Source organism: Streptomyces sp. PT12, assembly GCF_003311645.1.
Lineage (GTDB): Bacteria > Actinomycetota > Actinomycetes > Streptomycetales > Streptomycetaceae > Streptomyces.
In genome coordinates, this window is record NZ_QEST01000294.1 from 1 (window position 1) to 22,754 (window position 22,754).

The 22,754-nt window shown below is 73.2% G+C and carries 11 protein-coding genes; 5 read left to right on the forward strand and 6 right to left on the reverse strand.

Features of this window, described 5'->3' with window-relative positions; genetic code table 11:
• Positions 1 to 28 precede the first annotated feature (28 nt).
• Positions 29 to 9,166, forward strand: a complete 9,138-nt coding sequence (locus DEH69_RS30820) for a type I polyketide synthase (RefSeq protein WP_220131367.1) — start codon at positions 29 to 31, stop codon at positions 9,164 to 9,166.
• A gap of 117 nt (positions 9,167 to 9,283) precedes the next feature.
• Here the strand turns inward: DEH69_RS30820 and DEH69_RS30825 are convergent, their stop codons facing one another.
• Positions 9,284 to 10,555 carry an activator-dependent family glycosyltransferase gene (locus DEH69_RS30825; protein ID WP_113690302.1) on the reverse strand — a complete coding sequence of 424 codons (1,272 nt, stop codon included), beginning with the start codon at positions 10,553 to 10,555 and terminating at the stop codon, positions 9,284 to 9,286.
• Between the two features lie 240 nt (positions 10,556 to 10,795).
• On the opposite strand from DEH69_RS30825, the gene DEH69_RS30830 reads away from it, so the two are divergent.
• Positions 10,796 to 12,172, forward strand: a complete 1,377-nt coding sequence (locus DEH69_RS30830; RefSeq protein ID WP_113690303.1) for a glycosyltransferase — start codon at positions 10,796 to 10,798, stop codon at positions 12,170 to 12,172.
• 109 nt (positions 12,173 to 12,281) lie between these two features.
• On the opposite strand, the gene DEH69_RS30835 is transcribed toward DEH69_RS30830, so the two are convergent.
• Together DEH69_RS30835 and DEH69_RS30840 are read right to left on the reverse strand one after the other, a co-directional pair.
• On the reverse strand, positions 12,282 to 13,115 hold the full coding sequence (locus tag DEH69_RS30835) for an ABC transporter permease (RefSeq protein WP_113690304.1): 834 nt from the start codon (positions 13,113 to 13,115) through the stop codon (positions 12,282 to 12,284).
• A complete protein-coding gene (locus DEH69_RS30840) occupies positions 13,112 to 14,113 on the reverse strand; it encodes an ATP-binding cassette domain-containing protein (RefSeq protein ID WP_113690305.1) in 1,002 nt (333 codons plus the stop codon). The genes DEH69_RS30835 and DEH69_RS30840 overlap by 4 nt, the downstream gene beginning before the upstream one ends.
• Before the next feature lie 369 nt (positions 14,114 to 14,482).
• Between DEH69_RS30840 and ccrA the strand changes: the two genes are divergently transcribed.
• Both ccrA and DEH69_RS30850 read left to right on the forward strand, forming a co-directional pair.
• Positions 14,483 to 15,820 (forward strand): crotonyl-CoA carboxylase/reductase, encoded by a 1,338-nt coding sequence (gene ccrA / locus DEH69_RS30845; protein WP_113690306.1) that lies wholly within the window; start codon positions 14,483 to 14,485, stop codon positions 15,818 to 15,820.
• Positions 15,821 to 15,868: 48 nt separating this feature from the next.
• Positions 15,869 to 17,617, forward strand: a complete 1,749-nt coding sequence (locus DEH69_RS30850; protein WP_113690307.1) for a 3-hydroxyacyl-CoA dehydrogenase family protein — start codon at positions 15,869 to 15,871, stop codon at positions 17,615 to 17,617.
• 123 nt (positions 17,618 to 17,740) lie between these two features.
• On the opposite strand, the gene DEH69_RS30855 is transcribed toward DEH69_RS30850, so the two are convergent.
• From DEH69_RS30855 to DEH69_RS30865, 3 genes are all read right to left on the reverse strand, one after another.
• Positions 17,741 to 18,493 (reverse strand): thioesterase II family protein, encoded by a 753-nt coding sequence (locus tag DEH69_RS30855; RefSeq protein ID WP_113690308.1) that lies wholly within the window; start codon positions 18,491 to 18,493, stop codon positions 17,741 to 17,743.
• Between the two features lie 79 nt (positions 18,494 to 18,572).
• On the reverse strand, positions 18,573 to 20,132 hold the full coding sequence (locus DEH69_RS30860) for a PH domain-containing protein (RefSeq protein ID WP_113690309.1): 1,560 nt from the start codon (positions 20,130 to 20,132) through the stop codon (positions 18,573 to 18,575).
• On the reverse strand, positions 20,129 to 20,665 hold the full coding sequence (locus DEH69_RS30865; protein WP_113690310.1) for a PH domain-containing protein: 537 nt from the start codon (positions 20,663 to 20,665) through the stop codon (positions 20,129 to 20,131). The genes DEH69_RS30860 and DEH69_RS30865 overlap by 4 nt, the downstream gene beginning before the upstream one ends.
• Before the next feature lie 309 nt (positions 20,666 to 20,974).
• Here DEH69_RS30865 and DEH69_RS30870 point away from each other — a divergent pair.
• The coding region (locus DEH69_RS30870; protein WP_220131368.1) for a type I polyketide synthase at positions 20,975 to 22,754 on the forward strand (1,780 nt) is incomplete at its 3' end.

Genomic DNA, 22,754 nt, shown 5'->3' on the forward strand with positions numbered 1-22,754 from the left:
TGTGGTGCTTTCCGGTGACGAGCAGGCCGTGGTGGCGCTGGCCGGGCGGTGGAAGTACAAGCGGCTCGCGGTGAGCCATGCGTTCCACTCGCATCTGATGGACCCGATGCTGGAGGCGTTCCGTGCGGTCGCCGAGACGTTGACCTATCACCCGGCGCGCCTGCCCATCGCGGGGCAGCCGGAGAGCGTTGACGCCGAGTACTGGGTGCGGCATGTCCGCGAGGCGGTCCGCTTCCATGACGCCACCGAGCAGCTGCGCGCCGATGGCGTGGACACGTTCCTTGAGATCGGCCCCGACGGCGTGCTCTCCGCCCTGACCGACGGCATCCCCGCCCTCCGCAAGGACCGCCCCGAGACCAGGGCCGTCATCGAGGCCCTGGGCCGCGTCCACGCCGCGGGGTTCGAGCCGGACTGGGAGGCTCTGTTCGACGGCACCGGCGCCCGCCGCGTCGCCCTGCCCACCTATGCCTTCCAACGCCAGCGCTACTGGGTCGAGTCCGGCGGACCAGGCGATGTCACCGCCGCGGGCGTCGGCCCCGCCTACCATCCGCTGCTCGGCGCCTCCGTCGCCCTCGCCGACGGGCGCGGCCTGCTGCTCACCGGGCGCCTCTCCCAGCGCAGCCACCCCTGGCTCGCCGACCACGCCGTCGCCGGATCCGCGCTCCTCCCCGGAACGGCCTTTGTCGAGCTGGCCGTTCACGCGGGCGATCACGTCGGGTGCGACCGCCTCGACGAACTCACCCTCGAAGCGCCCCTCGTCATCCCCGAGCGCGGCGGCGTCATCCTCCAAGTCACCGTGGGCGACCCCGACATCGAAGGCCGCCGCACCGTCGCCGTCCACTCGAGGCCCGACGACGCGCCGCTCGACATCCCGTGGACCCGGCACGCCACCGGCTACCTCGACAGCGCCGGAACGCCCGACGTCCCGGCCATCGGGGAGTGGCCGCCCGCCGACGCCACCGCCCTGACCGTCGACGGCCTCTTCGACCAACTCAGCGCCTACGGCTTCGACTACGGCCCCACGTTCCAAGGACTCCACGCCGCCTGGCGCAAGGAGACCCCCGAGGGCGCCGAGATCTACGCCGAGGCCACCCTGCCCACCGACGACGCCCGGCACTTCGGGCTGCACCCCGCCCTGTTCGACTCCGCCCTGCACGCCCTCGGCCTCGACGCGCTCGGTGGAAGCGGCGACGCGACGGGCGTCGGCGAGGGCCGCCTCCCGTTCGCCTGGACGGGCGTGCGCCTGCACGCCACCGGCGCCAGGACCCTTCGCGTCCGCTTCTCCCCGCGCGGAGCCCAGGGCGTCACCGTCCACGCCGAGGACCCCGCGGGACTCCCCGTCGTCACCGTCGAGTCGCTGATCCTGCGCTCCCTCGCCCCCGACGCGCTGCGCGCCGCCCCGGCCCGCAACGACGCGCTGTTCACGGTCGACTGGGTCCCCGCCCCCGCTGGCGGCACCCCCGTCGAGCCCGTCGTGGCCGAGGACTTCGCCCTGTCCGACGTCCACGGCTCGCCCGAGGCCGTCCTCGCCGTCGTCCCGCCCGCCGCCTCGGCCGCGGGATCGGGATCCGTCGTCGCCGACGCGCACCGCGCCGCGGCCGCCACCCTCGACCTCATGCGCGCATGGCTGGCCGACGAGCGATTCGCCTCCTCACGCCTGGCCATCGCGACGGGCCCCGGCCTCGCGCACTCCGTGGTGGCGGGGCTCGTCCGCAGCGCCCAGACCGAGAACCCCGGCCGCTTCGTCCTCGTCGACACCGACGGCACCGGACCCGACCACTCCGCGCTCCTCGCCGTAGGAGAGCCCCAACTCCGCGTGCGCGACGGCGAGATCACCGTTCCCCGGCTCGCCAGGGCACCCCTCGCCGACGGCGAGCCCAAGACGTCCGTGCGCGAGGCGTTCGGGCGCGAGGCGTTCGGCCCCGATGGCACCGTCCTGGTCACCGGCGCGACCGGCTCGCTCGGCGCGCTGCTCGCCCGCCACCTGGTCACCGCGCACGGCGTCAGGGACCTCGTGCTGGTCAGCAGGCGAGGCCCCGCCGCCCATGGAGCGGACGAACTCCTCGCCGAGCTGCGGGAGTCGGGGGCCGAGGCCCGGCTGGTCGCCTGCGACGCCGCCGACCGCGACGCCCTCGCCGCGCTGATCGCCACCCTCCCCGACCTCACCGCCGTCATCCACACCGCGGGCGTCCTCGACGACGGCATCATCACCTCCCTCACTCCCGAACGCCTCGCCACGGTCCTGCGCGCCAAGGTCGACGCCGCCTGGAACCTCCACGAGCTGACCCGCGACCGCGACCTGCGGGCGTTCGTCCTCTACTCGTCGGCCGCGGGCATCATGGGCAGCCCGGGCCAGGGCAACTACGCCGCGGCCAACGCGTTCCTCGACGCCCTCGCCGCCCACCGCCACGCCGACGGGCTGCCCGCCACCTCCCTCGCCTGGGGCATGTGGGAGCAGACCGGCGGCATGGCGGGGGAGCTGGCCGACGCCGACGCGCGGCGCATGAGCCGTTCCGGCGTCATCCCGCTCACCGCCGATGCCGGGCTCACCCTGTTCGACGACGCCCTGGCCACGGGCCGGGACCTGCTGGTCCCCATGGCCCTCGACCTGCCCGCGCTGAGCGGCCAGGCCGCCTCGGGGCTCATCCCGCCCGTGCTGCGCGGGCTGGTGCGCACCCCCGCCCGCAGGACCGCCGACACCGGCTCCGTCACCGCCGCCGACCTCGCGGGGCGGCTGGCCGCCCTGCCCGAGGACGAACGCGCCGCGCTGCTCCTCGACCTGGTCAGGACCACGGTCGCCGCCGTACTGGGCCACAGCGGGCACCACGCGGTCGAGCCGGGGCGCGCGTTCTCCGACCTGGGCTTCGACTCGCTCACCGCCGTCGAGCTGCGCAACCGCCTCGGCACCGCCACCGGGCTGCGGCTCCCCGCGACCCTCGTCTTCGACTACCCGTCGTCCGACGCCCTCGCCCGCCACCTCCGCCAAGAGCTCGTCGGCGCCGCCCCCGCCACGCCGACCGCCGCCGCGCGGAAGACCGGCGCGGCCACCGAAGAGCCCATCGCCATCGTCGCCATGGCCTGCCGCTTCCCCGGCGGCGTCGCCTCGCCCGAGGACTTCTGGCGGCTGATCGACGAGGGCCGCGACGGCATCACCCCGTTCCCCGAGAACCGCGGCTGGGACCTCGGCAGGCTCTACGACCCCGACCCGCAGCGTCCCGGCACCAGCTACACCCGCGAGGGCGGATTCCTGCACGACGTCGCCGAGTTCGACCCGGTGTTCTTCGGCATCAGCCCCCGTGAAGCGCTCTCCATGGACCCGCAGCACCGGCTGCTCCTCGAGACGTCATGGGAGACGTTCGAGCGCGCGGGCATCGACCCCGCGACCCTGCGCGGCAGCCGCACCGGCGTGTTCGCGGGGCTGATGTACCACGACTACGCCCACGTGCTCCAGCAGACGCCCGACGGGAACGACGGCCACGTCGGCACCGGCACCTCCGGCAGCATCGCCTCGGGCCGTGTCTCCTACACGTTCGGCCTCGAAGGCCCCGCCGTCACCGTCGACACCGCCTGCTCCTCCTCCCTGGTCACCCTCCACCTCGCCGCGCAGGCGCTGCGCAGCGGCGAGTGCGACCTCGCCCTCGCGGGCGGCGTCTCCGTGATGGCCGACCCCGGCGTGCTCATCGAGCTGAGCCTCCAGCGGGCCCTGTCGCCCGACGGGCGCTCCAAGGCGTTCTCCTCGACGGCCGACGGCGTCGGCTTCTCCGAGGGCGTCGGCATGCTGCTCGTCGAACGCCTCTCCGACGCCCGCCGCAACGGCCACCCCGTCCTCGCCGTCGTCCGCGGCACCGCCGTCAACCAGGACGGCGCGAGCAACGGCATCACCGCCCCCAACGGGCCGTCCCAGCAGCGCGTCATCCGCGCCGCCCTCGCCGACGCGGGCCTCACGACGGCCGACGTGGACGCCGTCGAGGCCCATGGCACGGGGACGCGCCTCGGCGACCCCATCGAGGCCCAGGCGCTGCTCGCCACCTATGGCCAGGGCCGGGACGCCGAGAACCCGCTGTGGCTTGGCTCGGTGAAGTCCAACATCGGCCACACCCAGGCAGCCGCGGGCGCCGCGGGCATCATCAAGATGGTCATGGCCATGCGGCACGAGACGCTGCCCCGCACCCTGCACGTGGCCGAGCCGTCCGACCAGGTGGACTGGACGGCCGGAGCGGTCAAGCTGCTCACCGAGGCCCGCCCCTGGCCCACCGAGGGCCGCCCGCGCCGCGCCGCCGTCTCCTCCTTCGGCGTCAGCGGCACCAACGCCCACGCCGTCATCGAGGAGCCCCCACGGCGGCCCGCCCGGCCCCGCCCGTCCGAACGCCCCGAGCACCCCGTGCCGTTGGTGATCTCGGGGCGCTCCGAGGCGGCCGTGCGGGACATGGCCGGGCGACTGGCCGAGGTCGTCGACGCGCACGACCCGCGCGACGTGGCGGCGACGCTGCTGTCGCGTCCGACCTGGGAGTACCGCGCCGTGGTCGTCTCGGGCGCCGAGGGCCTCGACGCCCTGTCGCGCGGTGAACCGGCCCCCGGCGTCGCCACGGGCCGCGCCCTTTCCAGCGGACCGCGCCCGGTGTTCGTGTTCCCAGGTCAGGGAACGCAGTGGGCCGGAATGGCCTCCCAACTCCTCGATGCCGCGCCGGCGTTCCGCGAGTCGATGGAGGCGTGCCGGGCCGCGCTCGCGCCGTTCGTCGAGTGGGACCTCGACCAGGCGTTGGTCGACCCTGAGTTGCTGGCCCGCGTGGATGTCGTGCAGCCGGTGCTGTGGGCCGTGATGGTGTCCCTGGCCGCCGTCTGGCGCTCCCACGGTGTGGAGCCCGCCGCGGTCGTCGGCCACTCCCAGGGCGAGATCGCCGCGGCCGTGGTGGCCGGTGGCCTGTCCCTCGACGACGGGGCGCGGGTGGTCGCGTTGCGCTCCCAGGCGTGGATCGGCCTGGTCGGCCGGGGCGGCATGGCGTCACTCGGCCTGCCAGCGGACATCGTGCGCGAACGCCTGGCCCGCTGGGGCGACGCCCTGTCCGTCGCCGCCGTGAACAGCCCCGAAGCGTGCGCGGTCTCGGGTGATCCGGCGGCGCTCGACGAGCTGGTCGCGATCATGTCCGCCGAGGGGGTGCGGGCCCGCAGGGTCAAGGGCATCGACACCGCGGGGCACTCCGCGCAGGTGGAGCCACTGCGGGAGCGCCTGCTGGCCGACTTCGCGCCCCTGGCCCCGCGTTCGGGCAGCGTCCCGTTCTACTCGACCGTCACCGGTGGCCTGCTGGACACCGCCGCGCTGGACGCCGGGTACTGGTACCGCAACATGCGGGAGCCGGTGGAGTTCGAGGCCGCCACCCGCGCCCTGCTGGCCGACGGCTTCGGCGCGTTCATCGAGATCTCCGCCCACCCCGTGCTCGGCGTGGCCCTGCGCGAGACCGCCGATGACACCGACGTCGCCACCGTGGCCACCCTGCGCCGCGACGAGGGCGGCGAGGAACGCCTCGTCCTGTCCCTCGGCGAGGCGTTCGCCCATGGCATCCCCGTCACCTGGGACATCAGGAACGGCCGCCACATCGACCTGCCCACCTACCCGTTCCAGCGCCAGACGTACTGGCCGCAGGCGCCGACCGGCTGGTCGGGCGATGTCACCGCCGTCGGGCTCGGCGCCGCCGAACACCCGCTGCTGGGCGCGGCGGTGGCCCTGGCGGACAGCGAAGGGGTGCTGTTCACCGGGCGGTTGTCGCTCGAAAGCCACCCCTGGCTCGGCGACCACGCGGTGCTCGACCAGACGTCACTGCCCAGCGCGGCACTCGTCGAGATCGCCTCGTACGCGGGCCGCAGCCAGGGCTGCGACACCATCGAGGAACTGGCCGTCGACGCCCCGCTCGTCCTGCCCGAACAGGGCGGTGTCTCCATCCAGTTGACCCTTTCCGCCCCCGAGGGGAACGGCCGGAGGGCGCTCGCCCTGCACTCGCGGCCCGACGGCGACGACCTGCCGTGGACCCGGCACCTCACCGGCGCGCTCGGCGCCTCCCGCGGGCCCGCGCCCGAGCCCATCGCCGACTGGCCCCCGCCAGGCGCCGTCGAGCTGCCGCTCGACGGGCACTACGAGCGGCTGCTCGCCGAAGGCGTCGCGCTCGGCCCGGCGTTCCAGGGCCTGCGCGCCGCCTGGCGCGACGGCGACGACGTGCTGGCCGATGTCGCCCTCGAGACCGCGGCCGACGCCGAGCCGTTCGACCTGCACCCGGCGCTGCTCGACGCGGCCCTGCACCCCGCCGCCCTGCACCCCGCCGCCCTCACCGGCGCGGGCACGGCCCGGCTGCCCGCCGCCTGGCGCGGCGTGCGGATCCGCTCCGTCGGCGCCTCGCGGCTGCGCGTGCGGATCACGCCGACCGGCGAGAACACCGTCCGCGTCACCATGGCCGACCCCACGGGGCAGCCCGTCGCCGAGGCCGAGTCCGTCACGCTCGCCGCCCCCGTCGCCGCGCGGCAGGCGCGCCGCGAGGAGTCACTGTTCTCCATCGACTGGCGGCCCGTCGCCGCCGATGGCGACGCCTCCGGCACCGCGCTGGTGTGCCAGGGCGAGCCGCCCTCCGCGCTGCGGCACCTCGGGCTGAGGACCGTTCCCGACCTGGAAGCCCTCGCCGAACTCACCGACCTCGCCGATTCCGCCGACCCGCCGCGGACCGTCGTCCTCGCGTGCCCCGCGGCCACGGGCGAGCCGCCCCACGCGGTGCGCGAGACCCTGGGCCGCGCCCTGGCCCAGGCCCAACGGTGGCTCGCCGACGAGCGGTTCGCCGCCTCCCGCCTCGCGGTGCTCACCACGGGCGCCGTCGCCGCCACGGCGGACGACCCCGTGGACCTGGCCGCCGCGCCCGTGTGGGGCCTGCTGCGCTCCGCGCAGTCGGAGGACCCCGAGCGGTTTGCGCTGCTCGACATCGACGCCGACGCCACCCCGCGCGCCGTCGCCGCCGCGCTCGCCTCGGGCGAGCCACAGGTCGCCGTGCGCGGCGACGCCGCCCTGGCCCCTCGCCTGGCCCGGGTCACCCCCGACACCGACGCGTCCCCCGCGTTCGACGGCACCGTGCTGGTCACCGGCGCGCTCGGCGCGCTCGGCTCCCTCGTCACCCGCCGCCTGGTCACCGAGCACGGCGCCAGGCGGCTCGTCCTCGCGAGCAGGCGCGGCCCCGCCACCGACGGCGCCGCCGAACTCATCGCCACGCTCAACGACCTAGGCGCCCACGCCTCGGCCGTCGCCTGCGACGTCGCCGACCGCGACGCCGCCTCCGTGCTGATCGGCGCCATCCCCGACCTGACCGCCGTCGTGCACATCGCGGGCGTCCTCGACGACGGCGTGATCGGCTCGCTCACCCCCGAGAAGGTCGACCGCGTGCTGCGGCCCAAGGTCGACGCCGCCTGGAACCTCCACGAGCTGACGCGCGAGCGCGACCTGACGGCGTTCGTCCTGTTCTCCTCGGCCGCGGGAACGCTCGGCGGCCCCGGCCAGGGCAACTACGCCGCCGCCAACGCCTTCCTCGACGCCCTCGCCCACCACCGCCGCGCCCAAGGGCTGCCCGCCACCTCCCTCGCCTGGGGCCTGTGGGACGAGCGCGGCGAGATGGCCGAGCGGGTCGACGACGCCGACCTCGGCCGCATCAACCGCTCCGGCATCGCGCCCCTGGCGACCGACGAGGGCCTGGCCCTCTTCGCCACCGCACGCCGCTGCGACGCCCCCGTGCTGGTGCCGCTCCGCCTCGAACTGCCCGCGCTGCGCGCCCAGGCCGCGACCGGGTTCATCCAGCCGCTGCTGCGCGGCCTGGTCAAGGTGCCCGCCCGCCGCGCCGCCGCCGAGCCGGTCACAGGGCTGGCCGACAGGCTCGCCGGACTCGGCGCCGCCGAGCGGAACGAAACGCTGATGACCCTGGTGCGCTCGCTCCTCGCGGCCGTCCTGGGCCACCGCGGCGGCGACGCGATCGACCGCGACCGCGGCTTCCTCGAACACGGCGTCGACTCGCTCGCCGCCGTCGAGTTCCGCAACAGGCTCGCCACCGCGACCGGGCTGCGGCTCCCCACCAAGCTCATCTTCGAACACGCCACCCCCACCGCCCTGGTGCGCTACCTCTCGGACGAGCTCGGCGGCGCGGGCGCCGCCGACGAGCCGCGGGCCGTGCGCGACGACCCGTCGGACTCCATCGCCGCGATGTACCGGCGCGGGTGCGAACTCGGCAAGTTCGAGGAGGCCCAGACGCTCCTGCGCGCCGTGGCCGAGATCCCGCCCGCCGCCGACACGTCGCTCGACTCGCTCGCCGCCATGTACCGCAGGGCCAACGCCACGGGCAAGTTCGACGAGGCCGCCGACCTGCTGATGGCCGCCTCCCGCGTCAGGCCGACGTTCACCACCCCCGACGAGCTGCCGAAGCCGCTCGCCCTGACCCCGTTCGCCCGCGGCCTCGAAGGACCGGCCCTCGTGTGCCTGACCTCCATCAGCGCCCTGGCCGGGCCCCACCAGTACTTCCGGCTCTCCGCCGCCCTGCGCGACGTGGCGGAGCGGGACGTGTCGATGCTCACCGCGCCCGGCTACGCCGAGGGCGAGCCGCTGGCCGACGACCTCGACGCGCTCGCCCGCGTCCAGGCCGAGGCGGTCATGGCCGACTACCCGGACAGCGGCTCGTTCGTCCTCGTGGGCGCGTCGGCGGGCGGCTGGCTCGCCCATCTCACGGCCGCCCACCTGGAACGCGCCGGGGTCAGGCCCGCCGGCGTGATCATGCTCGACACCTACCCGCCCACGGTGTCCGACGTCACCGACACGGTCAGGCCCGGCATGATCAAGGAGGGCAACGACCGCGAGGAGAGCTTCGGCCACATGGACGGCCTCGGGCTGACCTCGATGGGCTGGTACCTGCGCCTCTTCGGCGGCTTCTGGACCCCCGCCCAGATCGACACCCCGATCCTGCTGATCCGCGCCACCGAGTACATGTCCGACGGCACGGCGCCCGCTCCCGCCGCGCAGGAGTGGCAGGCGTGGTGGAGCCAGCCGCACGAGGCCGTCGACGTCCCGGGGAACCACTTCACCATGCTGGAGGAGCACGCCCCCACCACGGCCGAGGCCATCAACGCCTGGCTGACCAAGCTGCCCACCACCTGACACCCCGCGCACGACAACCGCGCACAACAAAGGGCCGACGCCCCCGCTTCAAGCGGGGGCGTCGGCCGTCACGCCGCCGGGGCGACCAGGGGGAGGTCGCGTCGGACGGCGCGGTACTCAGACGGCGCGGTACTCGGCGGCCAGCTTCTCCAGCACCGGCACGACCTCGGCAGGGGACGGCGTGGCCACGATCTCGTCCCTCAGCCGCTCGGCGGCCTCCCGGAACGACGGCTCGCCCACCAGGCGCGACACCTTCTCGCGCAGGCTCTCGCCCGTCGCGGCGTGCGCCGCCTCGTGCAGCGCCGCGCCCGCCGACTCCAGCTTCTGCGCCGCGTACAGGCACTCGCCCATACCGACCTGGGGAACGATCAGCTGCGGCACGCCGTAGCGCATCGCCGTCACCAGGGTCGTTCCACCGCCGTGGCTGATGATCGCCGCACACGTCGGAAGCAGCTGGTGCAGCGCCGTGTAGTCCACGAGGCGCACATTCTCCGGCACGCTGGCCAGCGACTCGCGCTGCTCGCGGCCCAGCGTCGCGATGACCTCGATGTCCAGCCCGTCCACGGCCGCGATCAGCTTCTCCACGAGGCCGCCGTCGTTGCCCGCCCGGTCGAGGGAGCGGCCGAGCGTCAGACACACCCGGGGCCGGGTCGGCTTCTCCTCGCGCAGCCAACGCGGCAGCTCCGCACGGCCGTTGTAGGGCACGAACTGAACACCGTAGTCCACCGTCGTGGAGTCGCCCGCGCGCAGGCTCGGCGGCTGGTGGTGCAGCGTGAACTGGCCCGAGATCAGCTCCTCGCCGAACTCCGCGCCATGGCGCTTGAGGATCGGCTCGAGCCACGCCCTCATCGGGTCGAAGTCCGCGCCCTCGGGCTGCTCCGCCTTGAGCCTCAGGAACCGGTCGCGCATCGGCGCCCACACGTCGGGGCCCCACAGCAGCCGCCCATGGGCCGCGCCCACCACCTTGGCCGCCACCGGGCCCGCATAGGTGGTGTGGTCCCAGATCACCAGGTCGGGCCGCCACTCCTTGGCGAACTCCACGAGGCCGTCCACCAGCGGGTCGTTGAGCAGGCCGTAGGCGATGTGCACCATCGCCCCGTAGTAGCCCTGGAAGAACTCCCATGTCCTGTACTCGTCGGGCAGCGTGTACGGGTCGACCGCCTTGCCCTCCTGCTCCTCCGCCGAGCCGGCGTACTGGGCCAGGATCTCGTACAGGTTGTGGTCGCTGCCGACCGCGACCGCGGGCAGCCCCGCGCGGACGATGCTCTCGGCCCCGGCGGGGTGGCTGGCCACGATCACGTCGTGCCCGGCGGCACGCGCCGCCCAGGCCATTGGCACGAGGTTGAAGAAGTGCGCGTCTTCCGACACGGTGGCGAACAGGACTCGCATCGAGTCTCCTTCGTGGGCTGGCGTCAGCGGCCGCCTGGGGTCGGTGCCACGCGCAACGGGGCCCCGGAGCGATGGAGACCGGTGCGGGCTCGTCCGGCGGATCGCCGCCGAGCCTAGGGCGGCACGGGGCCCGTTCCAACCCCCTACCGCCGCACGCAGGTGGCACCGCCCCGCTGCGTAGGGGCAACCGCGCCACCCGTAGGGGTTGCCGCGGGCGTGAACCCCCCGGACGGTATTCGCATGAGTGACCACATTCCTGGCGCCGTCCTGTTTTGCAGCATCTCCTCACGCGGTCAGCTGAACCCCCTGTTGACCATTGCGAGGGAGCTGGCCGCACGCGGCCGTTCGGACCTGTGGTTCGCGTCGGACGCGACCGTGCGGCCCGACGTGGAGGCGCGCGAGGGCGAGTCGCCGATCCGCTTCGTCGACCTCGGCGCGCCCATCCGCCGCGTGACCCCGAGCCTGTGGGACGACGCGGCCTACGCGGCGACCACCTCGCCCTCGCGCTGGCGCGGCTATGTGGCGTTCATCCGCCAGACGCTCGACGTCGAGTCGTTCACCGAGAAGTACCGGGCCCTTGACGCCGAGGTGGCGCGGATCAGGCCGTCGCTCATGGTCGTGGACGCGGCCACCGTCTACGGCGTCGAGGTCGCCATGACGCGCGGCATACCGTTCGTGCTCAGCGTGCCCTACCCGCTCAGCGGACTCTTCCTGCCCCGGCTCCCCAAGAGCTACCCGACGCCGTTCTCGGGGCTGCCGCGGGACATGACGCGCGGTCAGCGGATCCGCAACCGGCTCTTCCGCGCGCGGTTCCTGACGCTGCCGTTCCAGCGGGGCGTCGCCAAGCAGGCCATGGCGTTCGTCGAGAGCCGCAAGAAGCTCGGCATCGTCAACCCCACCGGCGACGTCGGCGCCAGGATCGACGCCGCCACCGCGATCTTCGCGTACTCGGTCTTCGGCCTCGAGTACCCCTTCCCCGTCCCCGACACGGTGCGCATGCTCGGCGCCGTCGTGCCGCCGCTGCCCGAGGCGCCGGGCGATGACGACCTGCGCCGCTGGCTGGATGCGCGCGAGTCGGTCGTCTTCATGAACTTCGGCACCATCGCCCGCCCCTCCGCCGCGCAGATCGCCGCCCTCGTCGAGGTGGCGCGCCGCCTCGGGCCCGACCGCGCCGTGCTGTGGAAGCTCAGCGAGGCCCAGCGCGAACTCCTGCCGCCCGCCCGCCTGTTGCCCGACAACCTGCGGGTCGAGTCCTGGGTGCCCTCGCAGTTCGACGTGCTCGCGCACCCGCATGTGCGCGCGTTCGTCTGCCATGGGGGCGGCAACAGCGTCAGCGAGGGCCTGAGCTTCGGCAAGCCCATGGTGGTGGTGCCGCTGTGGCTCGACTGCCACGACCTGGCCGTCAGGGTCGCCGACAGCGGCGCGGGGCTGGCCGTCCCCGACGCCGGGCTCGCCGACGCGGCCGCCATCGGCGACCGCCTGGCGCGCGTCCTCGACGAGCCCGGCTTCACCGAGCGCGCCAGGGGCGTGGGACAGGCGCTGCGCGAGGCGGGCGGCGCGGCACGGGCCGCCGACCTGATCGCCGAGTACGCCGACCGCGGGGCCGTCACCGTCTGACGGCGCCCCGCACGGCATCGGCCGGAACGCCCCCGAGCGGGCGATCCGGCCGATGCGGTCAGCAGGCGCGGTCAGAAGCCGAGACCAGAAGTTGCGGTCGCGAACGGCCTCAGCGCGAGAGCCGCCGGTAGCGGCGCACCGCGAGCGGCATGAAGATCGCCATTATGACCAGCGGCCACACCGCGGCCATCATCACCGCGTTCTGGAGCGGCCACGCCACATCGGTCGACGCGGCCCCCGGATTGCCGAACAGCTCACGCGCCGCCGCCGTCGTCGCCGACAGGGGGTTCCACTCGGCCACCGTGCCAAGCCAGTTGGGCATGGCCTCGGTCGGGACGAACGTGTTGGCGATCATGGTGACAGGGAACATCAACGGCATCAGCACGCCGCCGCTCTCCGGGCCGCGCAGGATCAGCCCCACATACAGGCCGATCCAGGTGGCGGCCAGCCGGAGCAGCAGCAGCAGGCCGAGGGCGAGCGCCGTGTCCGAGAAGCTGCCGTGGAAGCGCCAGCCCACCGCCAGGCCGCACAGGAACATCAGCGTGATGTCCAGCATGGCGTTCAGCACCTCGGCGCACGTCTGCCCGACCACCACCGCCGAGTCCGACATCGGCATCGAGCGGAACCGGTCGTTGACGCCGCGCGCCACGTCCGTGGCCACCGCCACCGCCTGCCCCGCGATGCCGAACACCATCGCCTGGGCGAACATCCCCGGCAGCAGATACTCGCGGTAACTCCCGTCGTCCGGCACCGAGATGGCGCTGCCGAACACGAAGCCGAACAGCAGGATCGACACCACGGGGAACAGCATCGTGCCCACCACGCGCTCCGGCGAGCGCGACAGGTGCATCAGATAGCGCAGGGTGATCGTCCAGGTGTCCGACACCGCCCAGCGGAAGCGTTCGGCGGAGGACTGGGGGATCACGGGGGTGGGCGCCGTCATGACGTCACGGCCTCCTTCTCCAGCTCGTCGGAGGCGGCGGCCTGGGCCGACGGGGACACGTTGCCGGTCAGGCGCAGGAACACCTCGTCGAGCGAGGGCCGTCGCAGCGCGATGTCCTCCACCGCGATGCCCGCCTCGTCCAGCGCCCGCACCACGCTCGTGAGGATCGCCACCCGCTCCACCGCGGGCGCGCTGACCCGGTTCAGGTCGGGCTCCACCTTCGGCTCGGCGCCGGTCACGCTCGCCAGCACCCGCACCGTGTCCGGGATGTCGCGCGCGTCCTGCACCACCACGCCGATCTGGTCGCCGCCGATCAGCGTCTTCAGCTGGTCAGGCGTGCCGTTGGCGATGACCCTGCCCGCCTCGATCACGGCGATCTGCGACGCCAACTGGTCGGCCTCGTCGAGGTATTGGGTGGTCAGCAGCACCGTGGTGCCACGGGCCACCAGCTGCCGCACGTCGTCCCACACTCTGTTGCGGTTGCGCGGGTCGAGGCCCGTGGTGGGCTCGTCGAGGAACAGCACCTGCGGCGCCACGATGATGCTCGCCGCCAGGTCGAGCCTGCGGCGCATGCCACCCGAGTACGTCTTGACCTGACGGTCGGCCGCCTCGGTCAGCGCGAAGCTGTCGAGCAGCTCGTCCGCGCGCTCCCGCGCCTTCCGCTTGCCCAGGTGGTAGAGCCGACCGAACATCACCAGGTTGTCCCGCCCGGTGAGGATGTCGTCCACCGCCGAGTACTGACCGGTCAGCCCGATCCTCGCCCGCACCTGCGTCGGCTCCCGCCCCACCTCGTACCCGGCCACCGTGGCCCGCCCGCCGTCCGCGCGCAGCAGCGTGGTCAGAATGCGCACCGCCGTGGTCTTGCCCGCGCCGTTCGGCCCGAGAAGACCGCACACGGTGCCCTCGGGGACGGCGAGATCGAAGCCGTCCAACGCCTTCGTATCCTTGTAGATTTTCTGGAGCCCCTCGGCCAGCACCGCTGTTTCTCTGGTTCCCACGCCATTTCCTTTACTGATCGGCGATTTCGGCGGGCTGCACGGCCGGGAGAGAAGCGGTCGGCACCAAGCGCGCACCCTCGTCCGGAATCTCCCTGGACGGTGCCGCTATGAGTGAGACGTGGGGGTCGCACGCGGAATGCCGCGGCCAACGAGACGAAGGACGGGAGAAGGCCGGGAAGACCCGCTCGACTTCGGACGATACGAGCGGGCGCGACGCCGCGGTAACCCCTAACCAGCCCATCTGCCAAGCACAGCTTGGGCGTAGGGGGGCCTAGGGGTGCGGCTCGCGTCATCGCGATGGTATAGGCTTCCACGGGATCGCCTGAATCGACCGGTGCCTAGGCCCACATGATGAATGGGAAATCCGGCTTGAACGAGATAACGAGCGCGGTCCTCTCGGACGAGACCACTTCCGCGGACTTCGCCCATCTTCCGATCCCCGTCTCCTACCGCGGCGCGGTGGTGCGGGAGGAAGAGGTGGAGATGTTCCACGGAATGGCCACTTCGGACAAGGATCCCGACAAGTCCATCCACATCCAGGACGTCGCCACGCCCGAGCCTGGCATGGGTGAGGCCCTGGTCGCGGTGATGGCCAGCGCCGTGAACTACAACACGGTGTGGAGCGCCATCTTCGAGCCGCTGCCCACCTTCGTCTTCCTCAAGCGCTACGGCCGCATCAGCGAGCTGGCGCGCCACCACGACCAGCCGGTGCACGTCCTCGGCTCCGACATGTCCGGCGTCGTCCTGCGCACAGGACCCGGCGTCAACCAGTGGAAGCCCGGCGACCGCGTCGTCGCCCACTGCCTGTCCGTCGAGCTCGAGGCCCCCGACGGCCACGACGACACGATGCTCGACCCGGCCCAGCGCATCTGGGGTTTCGAGACCAACTACGGCGGCCTCGCCGAGCTGGCCCTCGTGAAGGCCAATCAGCTCATGCCCAAGCCCGAGCACCTGACGTGGGAGGAGTCCGCCTCGTCGGGGCTCGTCAACTCCACCGCCTACCGCCAGCTGGTGTCCAGGAACGGCGCGGGGATGAAGCAGGGGGACAACGTCCTGGTGTGGGGCGCGGCCGGTGGCCTCGGCTCCTACGCCACCCAGCTGGTCATCAACGGCGGCGCCACCCCCGTGTGCGTCGTCTCAAGCGCCCGCCGCGCCGAGCAGGTCCGGGCCCTGGGCGCCGAGTTGGTCATCAACAGGGCCGAGGAGGACTACCGCTTCTGGCGCGACCCCGACACGCCGGACCCCAAGGAGTGGAAGCGCTTCGGCGCCCACATCCGCGAGCTCACCGGCGGCGAGGACGTCGACATCGTGCTCGAGCACCCGGGCCGCGAGACGTTCGGCGCCAGCGTCTATGTCACCCGCCGCGGCGGCACCATCGTCACCTGCGCGTCCACCACAGGCTACGAGCACGTCTACGACAACCGCTATCTGTGGATGTCCCTCAAGCGCATCATCGGCAGCCACTTCGCCAACTACCGCGAGGCGTGGGAGGCCAACCGCCTCATCCGCAAGGGCCTGATCCACCCCTGTCTTTCCACCGTCTACCCCCTGGAGCAGACCGGGCAGGCGGCGCGCGACGTCCACCGCAACCGGCACAGCGGCAAGGTCGGCGTCCTCGGCCTCGCCCCCGAACAGGGCCTCGGCGTGCGCGACCCCGAGCTGCGGGCCAGACACGAGAGCGCCATCGACCGGTTCAAGAACATCTGAGCCGACAGCAGTCACCGTGAAGAACCCGACGGGGAGAAACACACCACCATGAACGCAACGCCGGAGAGAGGCCACCACCCCGGCTCCGTGCTCGAAGAGCCCGCCGTCAGAGTCGTCGGCGTCGTCGGACTCGGGGCCATGGGCGAGAACGTCCTGCGCACCCTGGGCGACGCCGGGATCGACGTCATCGGGGTCGACACCGACCAGGCCGTGCTCGACCGGGTCGGCACCCGCCTCGGCGACGCCGCCCGCACCGTCACCGTCACCTCCGACCTCAACGCCCTCGCGCGCGCCGACCTCGTCATCGAGTCCGTCCCCGACCGGCTCGACATCAAGAACGCGGTGCTGCGCCGCATCAACGACGTGTGCCCCCCGCACACCGTCATCGCCACGAGTACCACGTCGCTGCCGCTCCAGCACCTGGCCATCGCCTCGGGCCGCCCCACCCGCACGGTCGCCCTGCGCTGCTTCGCCCCGCCGCCCATCGGCGAGACCGTCGACGTCGTCGGCACCGCCGCCACCGCGGACACCACCGTTGCCAAGGTCAAGGCACTGCTCTCCCGCGCCGACCGCACCCCCGTCGCCGTGGGCTCGGGGCCGCGCGACGTCGCCAACGAGCTGATCTTCGGCTACCTCAACCGCGCCGCCGCCCTCTACGGCCACCGCTATGCCACCCGCGAGCAGATCGACACGGCCATGCGCCTGGGCTGCGCCCTCCCGGTGGGCCCGCTGCGCATGCTCGACCTGATCAGCCTCGACCGCGCCGCCGCCGTCCTCGACGGCCTCGCCGAGCGCACCGGCGACGACTCCTTCCGCCCGGCCCCCGCCCTCACCGAGCTGGTGGCCCGCGGCAGGCTCGGCCGCAAGACGGGCCACGGCTTCTACGACTACGACGAGCGCGGCGAGCCCGTCACCGCCGCCGGCGCCGAGCTGCCCGAGGGCACCGCCCGCGCGATCACCCGCGTCGGCATCGTCGGCTCAGGGCTGATGGCCAAGGGCGTCGCCGAGCTCACCGCCCGCGCTGGCATACCCACCGTCATCGCCGCCCGCACCCCCGAGCGCGCCGCCCTCGCCGTCGACGGCGTCCGCGCCTCCCTCGCCCGCGGCGTGCGCCGCGGCAAGCTCACCGCCGAGGCCCAGGACGCCGCCATCGCGCTGATCGAGCCCACCGGCTCGCTCACCGACCTCGCCGACTGCGATCTGGTCATCGAGGGCGTCGCCGAGGACATGGCGCTCAAGCGCGAGCTGTTCGGGCGTCTCGACTCCCTTGTGCGCCCCGACGCCATCCTGGCCACCATCACCTCCAGCCTCTCCGTCGCCGAGTGCGCCGCCGCGACGGGCCGCCCCGACCGCGTCGTCGGCCTGCACTTCTTCAACCCGGCCCCCGTCATGAAGCTCGTCGAGCTCGGCCACACCGACGCCACGGGCGCCGACACCCTCGCCACCGCGCACGCCCTGTGCCTGCGCCTGCGCAAGACCCCCGTGGTCTGCGGGGACCGCGCCGGATACATCGTCAACTTCCTGCTGCTGCCCTACCTCAACAGCGCCATGCGGATCCTCGAGCACAGCGATGTCAGCCTCATCGAGGTCGACGCGGCCGTCGAGCGCGGATTCGGCTACCCCATGGGCCCGTTCGCGCTCCTCGACACCATCGGACTCGACGTGTCGCTGGCCATCCAGCGCAGGCTGCACGAGGAGTTCGACGAGCCGGGGCTCGCCCCCGCCACGCTCCTGGAGCAGCTGGTCGACCTCGGCCACCTCGGCCGCAAGGCGGGCAAGGGCCTGCGCGTCTACTGACCCACCCGAAAGCCCACCCGAAAGCCCACCGGAAGGGCCACCCGAAGGACCCGAACGACCTCCGCCCACACGAAGCGGCCGGGTGCCCCTGGCACCCGGCCGCCGACGTTCACACCCGATCGTTCAGGCCGCGACCCGCTTGGCCAGGTAGTCCTTGATGAGGCCGAGGATCTGCGGCACACACGCGTTGAGATAGAAGTGCCCGCCAGGGAACACCTCGATGTCGAACGCCCCCGTCGTGTGCTCGGCCCACGCCTTGGCCTCCTCGAGCGTGCACTGTGGATCCGAGTCCCCGGTCAGCGCGTATACCGGCGTGGCCAGCTTCAGGCTCGGGTCGGGCCGGTAGGTCTCCGCGGCCTTGTAGTCGTTCCTGATCGCCGGAAGGATCATCCGCAGCACCTCCTCGTCCCCCAGCAGGGACGCGTCGGTGCCGCTCAGCTTCTTCATCTCGGCGACGATCCCGTCGTCGTCCCGCTGATGCACCTTCTCCGTGCGGAAACGCGACGGCGCGCGCCGCCCCGACGCGAACAGCACGACCGGCGTCGTGCCCGCCGCCTCGAGCCGCCGCGCCACCTCGAACCCGATCGACGCGCCCATGCTGTGCCCGAACAGCGCCACCGGCCGGTCCACAAACGGCGTCACCGCCTCCACCACTCGGTCCGCCAGCTCCTCGACGGTGTCGAGGCACGGCTCCTTGGCCCGCTCCTGACGCCCCGGGTACTGGAGGGCCAGCACGTCGATCGCCGGGGAGAGCGACCTGGAGACGGGGAAGAAGTAGCTGGCGGAACCGCCGGCGTGCGGCAGGCAGACCAGCCGGGTCCGCGCGTCCGGCGCCGGGTGATAGCGCCGCACCCAGCGGTCGCCGGTGTCGCTCATGGTCGGGACGTCCTTTCGGTCACAGCGGTACGCATCGAACCTGTCAGAGTCACGCGTGCCCGCACAACCCCTAGCTCCCCTAGGAAAGCCCCTGGTCATCCGCACCCCGGGTACCCTCGCGCCGCACCAGGAACGGCGTGAGCACGCCGGGTACCGCCTCGTCGGCGAAGCCGAGCCCCGCGCCCATCAGCACGTCCTTCACGTGGTACGCGCCCCGGCCCCCCGGCGTCGTCGCCGTCACCCGGCACAGCGTCGAACGCCGGTGCCACGCCCACTGGGTGACCGTCCAGCCGATCACCCCGCTCCGCCGCAGCGCGATCGTGCGGCGCTTGAGGCTCCCATGCCGCGTCACCAGATAGCGCCCGGTGATGCCATGGCCCAGGCTCCGGTAGCCGTCGCGCGCGAACAGCACACCCGCCCCCCACACCACCACCGCCGAGACCCACCCGATGTGCGCGAGCACCGGCGTCAGCCACACCCCGAGCCCCACCAGCACACCGCCGAGCCCGAGCCCGCAGAACAGCGCCCACCGCACCCGCCGCGCCAGCGCGTGCCGCGTGTGCGGAACGAGCCGCACCGACGCCGTCGGATCCCGCTCCTCCCGCAGCACGGCCGCGGCCACCCGGTGCGACTCCTCGATCGGCGCGGGCGGCAGCAGCGCGCTCGTGTTGAACGTGCTCGCCTCGTCCTCCGTGCTGCCCGCGCCCGTCGCCACCGCATAGGTGTACGCGCCGCCGCCCAGGCGCAGCATCAGCGGCTCCGCCACCTCGACGCCGTGCAGACGCTCCTCCTCAAGCGTCGCCGACCGCGTCACGAACAGGCCGCGCGAGGCCCGCAGCGCGCCATGCGGCTCCCTGATCAGCCGGAAGTCCCACCATGTCTCGACATACCAGCCCAGCGCCCCGATCGCCCCGGCGAGCAGCAGCCCGAGCACCCCGAGCACGACCACCGGCAGCAGATTCGCCTCGCTCAGCCAGTCGATCAGGTCGGGGATCAGCACGTTGTCCGGGTCGAACCCCATGATGTCCAGCGTCTCGTACGTCGCGCCCACCGCGCTCAGCCCCAGCAGCGGCGTCGCGAACGACAGCGGCCCGAACCGAAGCCACCGCCAGTCGAGCCGCGCGATCGCCCGCTGCTCGCCCGACCCCGCCCGCCGCACAAGACCGGCCCGCAACTCCTCCGCGTCCGCCGCCGACAGCGCGTTCAACGACAGCACCGCCGCCTTGGTCGAGCTGATCCGGTGCCCCGTGCCCACCCGCACCAGCGCCAGACGCAGCGCCCGGTGCAGGGGGTTGGCCGTCACATCGACGCTGCGCACCCGGTTCCTCGGGATCGACCGGTGCGTGCGCGTCAACAGCCCGGTCTTCAGCTCCACATGGGTCGACGTCAGCCGGTACCGCGTCTTGAACCAGCGCAGCGCCTCGTAGCCGATCCCGCACACCAACGGCACGGGCACCGGCGCCACCAGCCACCAGGGCGCGTTCCGCCACCACATGATCGCCAGCGTGACCAGCGCGAGGCCCGAACCCCACAGCGTCACCACCCAGATGATCCGGGCGTCCAGCCGCCGCCACTGTGCCTGCGCGGGCGCGGCCACCTCCGCGGCCCTCGCCTCCTTCGCGTCGAGCGCGCCACTCATGCCGCGTCCCCGGTCTCCACCTGGGCCTTGTCGGCCAGCTCCTCCACCAGGTCACGCGCCCGCTCGTGATCGAGCCCGTCGATCCGCAGCGGCCCCGCCGCCGACGCCGTCGTGACCACCACCGTGGAGAGACCGAACAGCTGCTGCAAGGGCCCGCGGATCGTGTCAACGGTCTGGATCCGTGCCATCGGCGCCACCCGCCACTGCTGCCGCACCCACCCGGCCCGCGTGAACACCGCGTCCTCGGTGGTCTCCCAGCGGTGCACGCGGTAACGCCACGGCGGCATCGCCACGATGTACACGAGCCCCGGCGCCCCGATGATCGCCGCGGGCAGCAGCAGCCATGTACGCGCGGGCTCGATCAGCAGCGCGAGCAGCAGCAGGATCAGCACCGGAGGAAGAACGGTCACCAGCGCCTGCGTCAGCCACCAGCCGACCGACCTGCGGTCGACGGGGTGGCTCGGCGGGCGGAGAACCAGCTCCGCCTCGCCGCTGGACTCCGCTCGGCTGTCACGGGTCACGGATTGGGCCATCTTCAGCTCCGGGTGCTTCGCGATGCGTCGAGTCGACTCGCGTGGGGGTTTGCGGGGGCGTGGGGAAGGGATATCACATCGGCGAAGGCCCCCTTCCCGCCGACCGCACCGCCCGCCCTCTCCCACCCGCATCCTCCCCTTATCCGCAGGTGACAGCGGTGCCGTGCTAGGGGCCGTAGGGGGACAGCTAGGGGTTACCGGCGCTCCGCCACGCTTCGTACTGTGCCAAGCGGTCGCATGCTGCGACGAGTTCCGCGTCGCGAGAACACCATTCCAGCGGAGGTCCCCTTGGCGCACAACACGTCGGACGTGTCCTGGTCTGCGGCCGAGTGCGCGATCGCGGTCGTGGGCATGTCCTGCCGCCTTCCCGGAGCACACGACATCGACGCCTACTGGGCCCTCCTCCGCGACGGCGTCAGCGCCATCGGCCCGGCCCCCGCCGACCGCTGGGACCCGAAGGCCCCCACCGACCGCGGCGGCTTCCTCGACCATGTGGACCGCTTCGACCCGGCCTTCTTCGGCATGACCGCCCGCGAGGCCGCCATGACCGACCCGCAGCAGCGGCTCGTGCTCGAGCTGGTCTGGGAGGCCCTGGAACACGCCCGCATCCTCCCCGCCACCCTCGACGGCAGCCGCGCGGGCGTCTTCGTCGGCGCGATGTGGGACGACTACGCGACCCTCGTCCACCGCCACGGCACCGACGCCCTGAACGCCCACAGCCTCACCGGGCTCCAGCGCGGCGTCATCGCCAACCGCGTCTCGCACACCCTCGGACTCAACGGCCCCAGCATGACCGTTGACACGGGACAGTCCTCGTCCCTGGTCGCCGTGCACACCGCCGTCGAGAGCCTGCGCAACGGCGAGTCCACGCTGGCCATCGCGGGCGGCGTCAACCTCGTCATCGCCCCCCACAGCACCGCGGCCCCCGCCCGCTTCGGCGGCCTCTCACCCGACGGCCTGTGCTACACGTTCGACGAGCGCGCCAACGGCTACGTCCGCGGCGAGGGCGGCGGAGTCGTCGTCCTCAAGCGCCTCGACGACGCCCGCGCCGACGGCGACCGCGTCATCTGCGTCATCCGCGGCTCGGCCGTCAACAACGATGGCGGCGGCGACACCATCGCCACCCCGCGCCAGGACACCCAGGCCGACGTCATCCGCCTCGCCCACACCCGCGCGGGCACCACCCCCGAACACGTCCAGTACGTCGAACTCCACGGCACGGGCACCAGGACCGGCGACCCCATCGAGGCCGCCGCGCTCGGCGCCGCCCTCGGCACCCACCGCACCAGCCCCCTCGCCGTCGGCTCCGCCAAGACGAACGTCGGCCACACCGAGGGCGCGGCCGGAATCACCGGGCTGCTGAAGGCCGTTCTCGCCATCCACCACCGGACCCTGCCCGCCACCCTCAACCACCGCCGCCCCGGCGTCCCCCTCGACGCCCTCAACCTGCGCGTCGTCACCGAGACCGGCCCCTGGCCCCGCCCCGACGCCCCCCTGATCGCGGGCGTCAGCTCCTTCGGCGTCGGCGGCACCAACTGCCACGTCGTCATCGAACAGGCCCCCGACTCCGACCCGCCCACCGCTCCTGGCACCCCGCCCGCCGCGCTGCCGGTGACCCTCACCGCGCGCGACGACGCCGCGCTGCGCGAGCAGGCCACGCGCCTCCTCACCCACCTCGACGCCCACCCGCACCTGACGCCGCTTGACTGCGCGTTCACCACCGCCACCGCCAGGACCACGTTCGACCGCCGCGCCGCCGTCCTCGCCGCTGACCGCGCGACGCTGCGCACCGGCCTCGCCGCCCTCGCCCACGACGACCCGGCCCCCGGCGTCGTGCGCGGCACGGCGGCGCGGGACGAGAAGCTGGCGTTTCTGTTCTCGGGGCAGGGCAGTCAGCGGCTCGGGATGGGCCGGGAGGTGTATGAGGCGTTCCCGGTGTTCGCGGGGGCGTTCGACGCGGTGTGTGAGCGCTTTGACGCGCATATGGAACTCCCGGTGCGGGAGGTGGTGTTCGGGGATGACGCCGATGTGCTCAACCGGACGGAGTTCGCGCAGGCCGGGCTGTTCGCGGTGGAGGTGGCGCTGTTCC

Coding starts and splice junctions, on each gene's coding strand:
- DEH69_RS30865 (WP_113690310.1), bottom strand. CDS start 20,665: ATGGCCCAATCCGTGACCCGTGACAGCCGAGCGGAGTCCAGCGGCGAG.
- DEH69_RS30860 (WP_113690309.1), bottom strand. CDS start 20,132: ATGAGTGGCGCGCTCGACGCGAAGGAGGCGAGGGCCGCGGAGGTGGCC.
- DEH69_RS30830 (WP_113690303.1), top strand. CDS start 10,796: ATGAGTGACCACATTCCTGGCGCCGTCCTGTTTTGCAGCATCTCCTCA.
- DEH69_RS30825 (WP_113690302.1), bottom strand. CDS start 10,555: ATGCGAGTCCTGTTCGCCACCGTGTCGGAAGACGCGCACTTCTTCAAC.
- DEH69_RS30850 (WP_113690307.1), top strand. CDS start 15,869: ATGAACGCAACGCCGGAGAGAGGCCACCACCCCGGCTCCGTGCTCGAA.
- DEH69_RS30835 (WP_113690304.1), bottom strand. CDS start 13,115: ATGACGGCGCCCACCCCCGTGATCCCCCAGTCCTCCGCCGAACGCTTC.
- DEH69_RS30855 (WP_113690308.1), bottom strand. CDS start 18,493: ATGAGCGACACCGGCGACCGCTGGGTGCGGCGCTATCACCCGGCGCCG.